Consider the following 9,196-nt stretch of genomic DNA (forward strand, 5'->3'; position numbering starts at 1 on the left):
TTGTAAAATAAAACGTACTCAATTATTGATATTAACTTTTTAAGTAATCTATTAATAAAGAACTATTGTGAGTTTCGCGTTTCCCACATATTGATAAATCGTTTTGAGTTACTTGCTGTATAAATAACCGTATGGGAAATATTGCGATGGCCTAAATAGTCTTGAATTAAACGTGTATCTCTGCCTAAATCCGCCAGTGCGTAGCCACAGGCGTGGCGTAACATATGAGGGTGTGGACTAATAGAAACATTGGCTTTTTTACCTAAACGGCGTAATAACCCATAAACTTGTTGACGGGAAATGGGGCCCGTTTTTTGTGATAAAAATACCCATTCAGAATCTGATTCTCTCCAGTTTTCTCTACTTTTCAACCAGTTGCATAAGGCTTCATATTCCTCATCAATAATAGGTTGTGTTGTTGAAAGCCCACCTTTTAAACGCCTGACATAGAGTATTCTACTTTCTAGATCAATATCGCTTAATGTTAAATTACATAGTTCGCTAACACGAAAACCATGTAAAAAACACATTAAAAACATACAGTAATCTCTTTCGGGATACCTACCTTCCTTAGCTTACTTTAAAATAGCATTCACTTCAAAACGTGTAAGAAATTTACGTTGCTTCATTTTCGTAACCTTTTCAATTAGATAATAAACAACAAAAGTCAGTTGCAGCATCACTATAGCAAGTAATATGCATCAATAAAGGGTTGTGTTTTTTTTATACTTTCTTTTTTACTCGTTAATTTTAAACAAGTTTATTGAAAGTTTGCCAATTTTTAGAAAACGAAAACCATTGATAGGTAAGAGAAAGGAGAATAGCAGGTGATATTTACACCTATTTAGAGAAACAATCAAAATACACCAAATTGTTTAGTTAAAGATTTTCATCTTGCAAGTATGACTATTTAGATTTTTTCATCTTAAAATTTAGGAAAAAGATGATATAATTCTAAGTGCAAATACTATAGTTTGTTAAAAAAGTAAAAAAATTTATTTCAGTGTTTTGCACAAAGTAATAAATTATTTTGATTTTTTAAAAAATTGTTTAATATCAATATGTTAAATAATTAAGAATATATACCCAATAATATATTTGACTTAAGTTAGAAGCCGGAGAATAATAGTAAACAATTTGGTGTATTTTGTTTCGTTTCTAACGATATTTCGTGGCGTTTGAAGTGGACTTAAATATACCAAAATTCCCGAGCTCAATAAATGAGCCATTCAATTAGGAATAATCCAATCCTAAATGAATTAATTATTTTAGATGTCTTCATCCTTTATATTTCAGGAAACAAAAAGATGAAATTAAATAAATTAGCTTTAGTTCTTGGTTTAGGTTTATCTGTTGTTGCGGGTTCTGCTTTAGCTGCAGATCAAGGTCATGGTACTGTTAAATTTGTTGGTTCAATCATTGATGCTCCTTGCTCAATTACTCCTGATACTGAAAATCAAACAGTTCCACTAGGTCAAATTTCTACTGCTGCATTAAAAGATGGTGGCCGTAGTAATTCTCGTGACTTTAAAATCTCTTTAGAAAATTGTACTACAGAGACTTACAAAACTGTTCAAACAACTTTCACTGGCTCTGAAGCAACTGAAGTTTTAGAAGGTTCTTTAGGCATTGAAGGTATCGCTAAAAATGCAGCTGTTGTTATCACCGATGCGGGTGGTAAACAAATCAAATTAGGCACCCCAAGTGCTGCTCAAAACCTGCGTGATGGTAACAATGATCTGAACTTTGCTGCTTATTTACAAGGTTCTGCATCTGAAGCTGCTGTTCCAGGTGACTTTACTGCAATCGCAACTTTCGCACTGACTTATCAGTAAGAAAAAATAAGTTCTGTACAAGGAAGTACAGAGCTTTAATTCCTGTCTTTACTTTTAATGATTTTTCTTACTAACGGAGAAAAATATGAATCGCAAGATGGCACCACTATTGCTATGCCTTGTTGCCAGTTTAGTGACTGCGTCAACGATAGCCAGTGATGTAAAACAAGATAAAAACATGCATCAGCGATTTGGGTGGCTCAATCTACAAGGAACCATATTAGAGCCGTCATGTGCAATATCAGCGGGAAGTAGTGATCAAGTGATCCCGCTAACGACGGTATCTATCCCAACGTTAGTCACTGAAGGTCAAGGACCGATTGAATATTTTTCTATCAGATTAACGGACTGTACGCTAATTAGCCAGAAAGGGCAAGAAGCGGATAATCCACGTTTTATCGCAACGTTCGATGGTCCTTCTAATGGAAATGGCAACTTTGAGTTATCCGGTGAGGCCAAAGGTGCTTCATTAGCGATAGCGGATCGTTATGGTCGACAAGCTATTCCAGGACAACCCCTACCGCCCGTTGGCATTGATTCGCAGTCAATGGCATTGCTGTACCAAGCTCGAATAGTCAAAAACAACGATACGCCAAAAGCGGGGAATTACCGTACGACGCTGCGCTTTAAGCTGGAATACTATTAAATGGATCAGGGTTGGATAATTTATGGTTAGATCATTCAAAACCGTTTGTTTAGAGAAGCGAGAAAAGAGAAAAAAGCATGCTATTCGGCCTGTTGCTATATTGATCTATTTAATTGTTACTGGGGCATCCAGTCTTTCAAATTCAGCTTTAGCGAATAGCGATATTGAGTTTAATGCTGATATTTTAGATCTTAAAGATAAACAAAATATCGATTTATCTGATTTCTCTCGAGCTGGCTATATTATGCCAGGGCGCTACGAATTTGTTGTTCGTATAAATAATAATGAACTTCCCGATATCTACAACATTAATTATGTTGTACCTGCAGATGATCCCAAAGGAAGTGAACCTTGCTTACCTCCTGAATTAGTTCGTCAATTAGGACTAAAACCAGAGTGGCTTGATAAAATTCGTTTTAACGATAATCAAACTTGCCTTGATACATCATCTATTCCCGGAATGACAATAAATGCCAGTTTAGGTAGTGGTAATTTATTATTAACGATACCTCAAGCTTATTTGGAGTATTCAGCACCAAACTGGGATCCGCCTTCTCGTTGGGATGACGGTATTTCAGGGATACTTTTTGATTATAACGTCAATGCAAATGTGACTGATCCTGCTAAAGGAAAACAACGTCAGCAAGTGACTGGGTTAGGTACGTTAGGGGCGAACTTAGGTGCTTGGCGTTTTCGCGCTGATTGGCAAGCGAGCTACCAACATACGACAGGGATCCCTCAAAGTACAGAAAACAGCTGGAAATGGAATCAATACTATCTCTATAGAGCTATCCCTCAATGGGAAGCGCGCTTTGTCATGGGAGAGACTTACTCGCGCTCCGATATTTTTGATAGTTTCCGTTTTACCGGGGTTCATCTCGCAACTGACGACAATATGTTGCCACCTAATTTACGTGGATATGCGCCAGAAGTCACAGGTGTAGCAAAAACCAATGCCAAAGTGACAATTAGCCAACAGGGTCGAGTGATCTACGAGACGCAAGTTGCTCCAGGACCATTTCGTATTCAAGATATTAATGATGCGGTTAGTGGCAAATTAGATGTACGTGTCGAAGAGCAAGATGGCTCTGTACAAGAGTTTCAAATGGATACGGCAAGTATTCCTTATTTAACTCGACCAGGACGAGTGCAATATAAATTCTCGGCAGGTAAACCTTCTAATATTGACCATAATACCGAAGGCCCCGTTTTTGGTATGGGGGAATTTTCATGGGGGGTGAGTAACGGTTGGTCACTTTATGGGGGATCAATTGTTGCGGGTGATTATAACGCCTTGTCTGCGGGTATCGGCCGTGACTTAATGGCTTTTGGTGCTCTCTCTTTTGATGCTACTCACTCTTGGGCAAAAATTCCTCGTGATGATAAGCGTTATAACGGTGGCTCTTATCGATTAAGTTATTCAAAACGTTTTGAAGCTATTAATAGCCAAGTCACCTTTGCTGGTTATCGCTTCTCAGAACGCGACTTTATGACCATGGATCAGTATTTAGAGCGTCGCTATCGCGATGGTAATGCTGATAATAACAAAGAACTTTATACCATTATGTTTAGTAAGCAATTTCCTGACTGGGGATTGAGTACTTACTTAAACTATAGTCACCAAACATATTGGAATAAGCCAACTAATGATAATTACAACTTATCGTTAGCGAAAAGCGCGGATATTGGTCGTTTTAAAAATATCAATTTTAGTCTCTCCGCTTTCCGTAATAAATTTAATGGCACCAATGATAATGGCGTTTATATGAATGTCAGTATGCCTTGGGGTGATCGTGCGACCATCAGTTACAACACTGTCATTAATAAGAGCGGTAACTCTCATAATGTCAGCTATTACGATCGAATTGATGACAATAGCAGTTATCGTGTTGGCGCTGGGGTAAGTAGCAATGGTAAACCTTCAGCCGATGCTTATTTTATGCATTATGCTGATGCGGCCTTAGTCACCGCCAGTGCAAGTCATATCAATGGTGAATATACCTCTGCCACTTTATCGCTACAAGGTGGTGCCACACTTACGCCGAAAGGTGGAGCATTACACCGCGTTAGTCGTACAGGTAGTACTCGCTTACTTATTGATACAGACGGCATCGCTAATATTCCCGTGAAGAATTTTGGTGCGATTTCCCATACCAATATGTTTGGTAAAGCGGTATTGCCAGATATTAATGATTACTACCGTAGTAGCGCGAGTATCGATCTTAATCGATTACCTGAGAATGTCGAAGCATTACGCTCAATTCAGCAATTAACCCTAACCGAAGGGGCGATTGGTTACCGTCGATTTGATGTTATCGAAGGGCAAAAAGCCATGGCGGTTATTCGGTTAAAAGATGGAACCTTCCCACCATTTGGCGCCAGTGTCACAACAGAAAAAGGGCGTGAGTTAGGCATCATTAATGATGGTGGAAATGTTTATCTAACTGGTATTAATACCGGGGATGTATTGAGTGTTCGTTGGAGTGGTAAAGAGCAGTGCAAAGTACTTATTCCAACATTGGTGGAGAATGTGCAAATTTCATCACTGTTATTGACCTGTAGTGATGATGGCACAGCAACCTCTACTTTCAATCAAAGAGAAGTCTCCTTACCTAAAACGAAGTTTCTATCTCGTTAAGGTTAAGGAACAGGAAATAAAGATAAAAACAACTTCAGACAAAGAGTAATTAAAGATGATGTTATTAAAACGCTCATGCATTGTTGCAACCACTTTGTTAATGGGAATGGCATTTACTCATCAAGCTGTTGCTGCCATTGCGCTAGATCGAACTCGTGTCATTTTTAATGGTGCCGAAAAATCGATTAGTTTAAATGTCAGCAATCAAAATAAGGACTTGCCTTATCTTGCTCAAGGCTGGATGGAAAATGAAAACGGCGAACGTATTGAAAGCCCACTGATTGTTTTACCCCCGATCCAACGTATTGAACCGGGTGATAAAAGTCAGATTAAGGTGCAATCATTACCTGATATAGCCAAATTACCACAAGATAGAGAAAGTGTTTTCTATTTTAACCTACGTGAAATTCCACCACGTAGTAATAAGCCTAATGTACTGCAAATTGCATTACAAACGCGGATCAAATTATTTTATCGTCCTGCATCAATCTATGCCTCGCAAACGGATTTAACCAATCCTTGGCAAGAGCAGATCACTTTAACTAAAAAAGGTGATCGCTTCGAAGTGAATAATCCAACGCCTTACTATGTGACATTAGTCGATGGATTAACCAGTTTGAAAGGAAAAAGCTTGGATGGCTTTGAACCATTAATGATCGCACCTAAAAGTAGCGGCACGATAAATCTGAGTGCTTCCATGTTTGGTGCTTCACCGGTATTGAGCTACATCAATGATTATGGCGGTCGCCCTCAGATGAAATTCACCTGTAGTGGCAATCAATGCAAAGTAACAGAAACGGCAGCTGGAAACTAAATAGGTCTGATTTATGGTTATGGAACAGTGGTTTAGCCCAAGCAAGGCAGTGTTGGTTTTTATTCTGGCAACATTTACTGGAGGCCTGAGTTCTACTGCTGTTGCTAACTTACCTGCAGGAGCAGTAATAAGAGCGACCCCCGGGATTGTTTATATCAATATTACTGGAAACGTCATCGCTCCACCTCCTTGCTTAATCAATGACGGCAAGATGATCGAGGTGAATTTTGGCGAAGTAATGAGTACGCGTATTAATGATAGCAATTATAAGCAACCTATCGAATATACCGCGACTTGCCAAAAAAGACCGACTAACGCCATGAAAGTCTATATAACAGGTAATGCAACAGGGTTCGATAGTAATGCCCTACAAACTAATATTACGGGATTAGGGGTACGCATTCTTTATCAAGGTAAATTATTAGGATTAGGCTCAGCGGTTAAATTTACCTATCCCAATTTGCCTAAACTAGAAGCGATCCCTGTGCGTGATAATAGAGAAACACTAGTTGGTGGAGATTTTGTTGCCAATGCCACACTTCATGTAGATTATCAGTAAAGGGGCAACACGATGAATAAATTGCAATCTATTTGTCTGATTATATTACTAAATTCTACAGCAGTAATGGCGGCCGACTCGCCTAATTTAAAATTATTCGGAACATTATTAGTGCCACCTCCTTGTGTTATCAGCAATGACGAACGAATTGAGGTTTTTTTTGGTAAGAACGTCGGTATTAATAAAGTTGATGGTATTAACTATACCGAATCGGTGAATTATACCTTGGTATGCGACGCTAATTTAAAAGGTTGGGATTTGGGATTATCAATTATCGGACCTAAAACCCAGTTTGATGAGGCGGCGTTGCAAACCAATATTCCCGATTTAGGTATTCATTTAACTCAAGATGGTAAGCCTTTTAAGCTAAATGAGCGTATTGCGATTTCACCAGATTCGCCTCCGGTTATTCAAGCTGTTCCAGTAAAAAGACCGGGAAGTACATTGCCTGAAGGGGCATTTGAAGTCTCAGCCACCTTATTAGCAGAATACCAATAGGAGCGTTTTGATGAAAATAAAAACATTATCGATCCGGTTCATATTGGGTCTATCTGTATCAATAGGGTTAACTTCAGCGGCTTTTGCAATACCGGACAACCTCTATTTTCACGGCATATTAGTTGATGAGCCTTGTACCATAAAACCGGGTGATGAAACCGTGGTACTCGATTTTGGCAATATTCCTGATAAAAACCTTTATGCCTATAAAAGAACGCCAAGCAAGTTATTTCAATTACGTCTGTCAGAATGCGATCTCTCAATCGGTAAAAGCGTCAAAATAACCTTTAAAGGAGAGGAAAATCAAGCAATGGCAGGAGAAGGATTTTTGGCAATAAGTCCGGGCAGCCAAGCTTCTGGTATTGCGGTGGGATTAGAGTCTGAAAATGGTAATGCTCTACCTATAAATAAAGAAACAGACAAGATGTCATTAACTGCGGGTGACACTATTTTGAATTTTTATGCCTTTATTCAAGGTGAGCCGGATGCGATTGCGAATAAGTCGATTAAACGTGGTCCTTTTAGTGCAATAGCCACCTTCTATTTGAATTATGACTGATAATGAAGATTGAGGTTTTACATGTTTATATTTAAACGATTTCCGGCGATATTTATCTTAATAGCGGGGCTTTTCTCAGCACCTGCGATGGCCTCTATTTTTTCTTATATAACAGAATCAACAGGGACACCTTCTAACGCCACTTACACTTATGTTATTGAGCGTTGGGATCCAGAAACCTCAGGAATATTAAATCCTTGTTATGGTTGGCCTGTGTGTTATGTCACAGTGAACCATAAACATACAGTAAATGGTACTGGGGGAAATCCTGCATTTCAGATTGCTCGAATTGAAAAACTACGTACTTTAGCTGAAGTTCGTGATGTAGTACTTAAAAATAGATCATTCCCTATTGAAGGGCAAACCACCCACAGAGGGCCTTCATTAAACTCTAATCAAGAGTGTGTGGGATTATTTTATCAACCGAATTCAAGTGGTATATCACCTCGAGGAAAACTCTTACCAGGTTCACTATGCGGTATCGCACCACCACCAGTGGGTGCTTGTAAAATATCTGAAGGTGCGGTGAACCTTAACTATGGTGATATTGATGAAGCTAGTTTAAGTGGTGCTAAGCGCTCTGAAACAATCAATGTAACCTGTAATTTAGCAATGAAAGTGTTGGTTATCGCATCTGGCTCTGATAGTGGGCGGGTACCTCTGCGTGCAGATAAGAGTTTATATGCTGATTTATATCTAAACAATTATCCTGGTGAAAAAGGCGTTACGGTAAATGTCCCAGCAGGCGGTTCAGCGCCAGTCTCTGTGAGTTCAACGCTACGCACGAATGGACGGGTAGCTCCTGGTCGTTTCTCCGGTTCCGGTTCAATTATTTTAACCATGCCTTAATCATGATAATGGGTGAATATTATGATGATGAATTTTGATTTTGCGAATATAGATGTAAATGCTTCTGTAGGTAAAAAGATCCAAAAAAAACGTAAAGAGCTGGGTTATACCGGTATGCAACTGGCTAAAAAAATTGGTGTCAGCCAGCAACAATTTTCTCGCTATGAACGAGGTATGAACAAAATAGATCTCAGACATTTAGTGCTGTTAGCTCTCTATTTGAATACACCCATTTATTGGTTTTTTGAGGATTGTTACGTAAAAAAGCCTTCATTAAATAATAAAGGAATAGATAAGCGCAATTATGTTATTGCTCAAGCAACACCTGATGCTTTTCATTATTGATATTAAGTCGATATGACATATTGATGTTTTGCTAGATATTACATTTCTTTGATTGATTACCTTATTGGTAGGGCAAGGGCAACCTTGCCGTTTTTTTATGTTGAAAGCTGACTTATTTTATCTCTTCTAATACACCCATTTATTATTTTTCTATTATTTACTACGCTATTATTAGGCTTTTCTCCTATTTTATTATCATACCGCTTAGTCACAAATAGACTTCTTTTTTAACATCTCTTAGTTAATTCTTGTAATGATGTGACTATAAATAGTAATTTCAGCCGTTATTATCAGGTTTATTAGAGTATTCGAAGCTTTTTATGTACTTTTTAAGGAGTTTTTAGTTCTGTAAAGGTTAATAAATAGACTTTAAAATGTTAAAAAGTGTTAACTTGCGCGCATTTTTTAATTTTAGATATTATAAATTGATTTTAATGTTTGTTATCTATAATT

At 38.2% G+C, this 9,196-nt stretch carries 9 protein-coding genes and 1 pseudogene; 9 read left to right on the top strand and 1 reads right to left on the bottom strand.

The window, feature by feature from the left end; translation table 11 throughout:
• Positions 1-62 precede the first annotated feature (62 nt).
• Positions 63-629 (bottom strand): annotated as a pseudogene (gene mrpI, locus AACU98_RS17245) (phase variation DNA invertase MrpI).
• Positions 630-1,307: 678 nt separating this feature from the next.
• Here mrpI and mrpA point away from each other — a divergent pair.
• The 9 genes from mrpA (at position 1,308) to mrpJ (ending at position 8,743) form a co-directional block, all read left to right on the top strand.
• Entirely contained in the window at positions 1,308-1,835 is a 528-nt protein-coding gene (gene mrpA / locus AACU98_RS17250) for an MR/P fimbria major subunit MrpA (RefSeq protein WP_004247325.1), read from the top strand.
• A gap of 97 nt (positions 1,836-1,932) precedes the next feature.
• Entirely contained in the window at positions 1,933-2,481 is a 549-nt protein-coding gene (gene mrpB / locus AACU98_RS17255) for an MR/P fimbria assembly terminator MrpB (RefSeq protein ID WP_139149873.1), read from the top strand.
• Positions 2,482-2,503: 22 nt separating this feature from the next.
• Positions 2,504-5,119, top strand: coding sequence for an MR/P fimbria usher protein MrpC (mrpC, locus tag AACU98_RS17260; protein ID WP_004247328.1), 2,616 nt, complete (start codon positions 2,504-2,506; stop codon positions 5,117-5,119).
• A gap of 55 nt (positions 5,120-5,174) precedes the next feature.
• Complete coding sequence (gene mrpD / locus AACU98_RS17265) at positions 5,175-5,933, top strand: MR/P fimbria assembly chaperone MrpD (protein ID WP_004244924.1); 759 nt, start codon at positions 5,175-5,177, stop codon at positions 5,931-5,933.
• A 13-nt stretch (positions 5,934-5,946) separates the two neighbouring features.
• Positions 5,947-6,492, top strand: coding sequence for a fimbrial protein (locus AACU98_RS17270; protein ID WP_004244923.1), 546 nt, complete (start codon positions 5,947-5,949; stop codon positions 6,490-6,492).
• A 12-nt stretch (positions 6,493-6,504) separates the two neighbouring features.
• Positions 6,505-6,990 (top strand): fimbrial protein, encoded by a 486-nt coding sequence (locus AACU98_RS17275; protein ID WP_004244922.1) that lies wholly within the window; start codon positions 6,505-6,507, stop codon positions 6,988-6,990.
• A gap of 10 nt (positions 6,991-7,000) precedes the next feature.
• Complete coding sequence (locus tag AACU98_RS17280) at positions 7,001-7,549, top strand: fimbrial protein (protein WP_004244920.1); 549 nt, start codon at positions 7,001-7,003, stop codon at positions 7,547-7,549.
• Between the two features lie 21 nt (positions 7,550-7,570).
• Positions 7,571-8,398 (top strand): MR/P fimbria adhesin subunit MrpH, encoded by an 828-nt coding sequence (gene mrpH / locus AACU98_RS17285; RefSeq protein WP_004244918.1) that lies wholly within the window; start codon positions 7,571-7,573, stop codon positions 8,396-8,398.
• Positions 8,399-8,419: 21 nt separating this feature from the next.
• Positions 8,420-8,743 carry a transcriptional regulator MrpJ gene (gene mrpJ / locus AACU98_RS17290; protein ID WP_004244917.1) on the top strand — a complete coding sequence of 108 codons (324 nt, stop codon included), beginning with the start codon at positions 8,420-8,422 and terminating at the stop codon, positions 8,741-8,743.
• Positions 8,744-9,196 lie beyond the last annotated feature (453 nt).

The organism is Proteus sp. G4380 (genome assembly GCF_963885725.1).
GTDB lineage: Bacteria > Pseudomonadota > Gammaproteobacteria > Enterobacterales > Enterobacteriaceae > Proteus > Proteus mirabilis.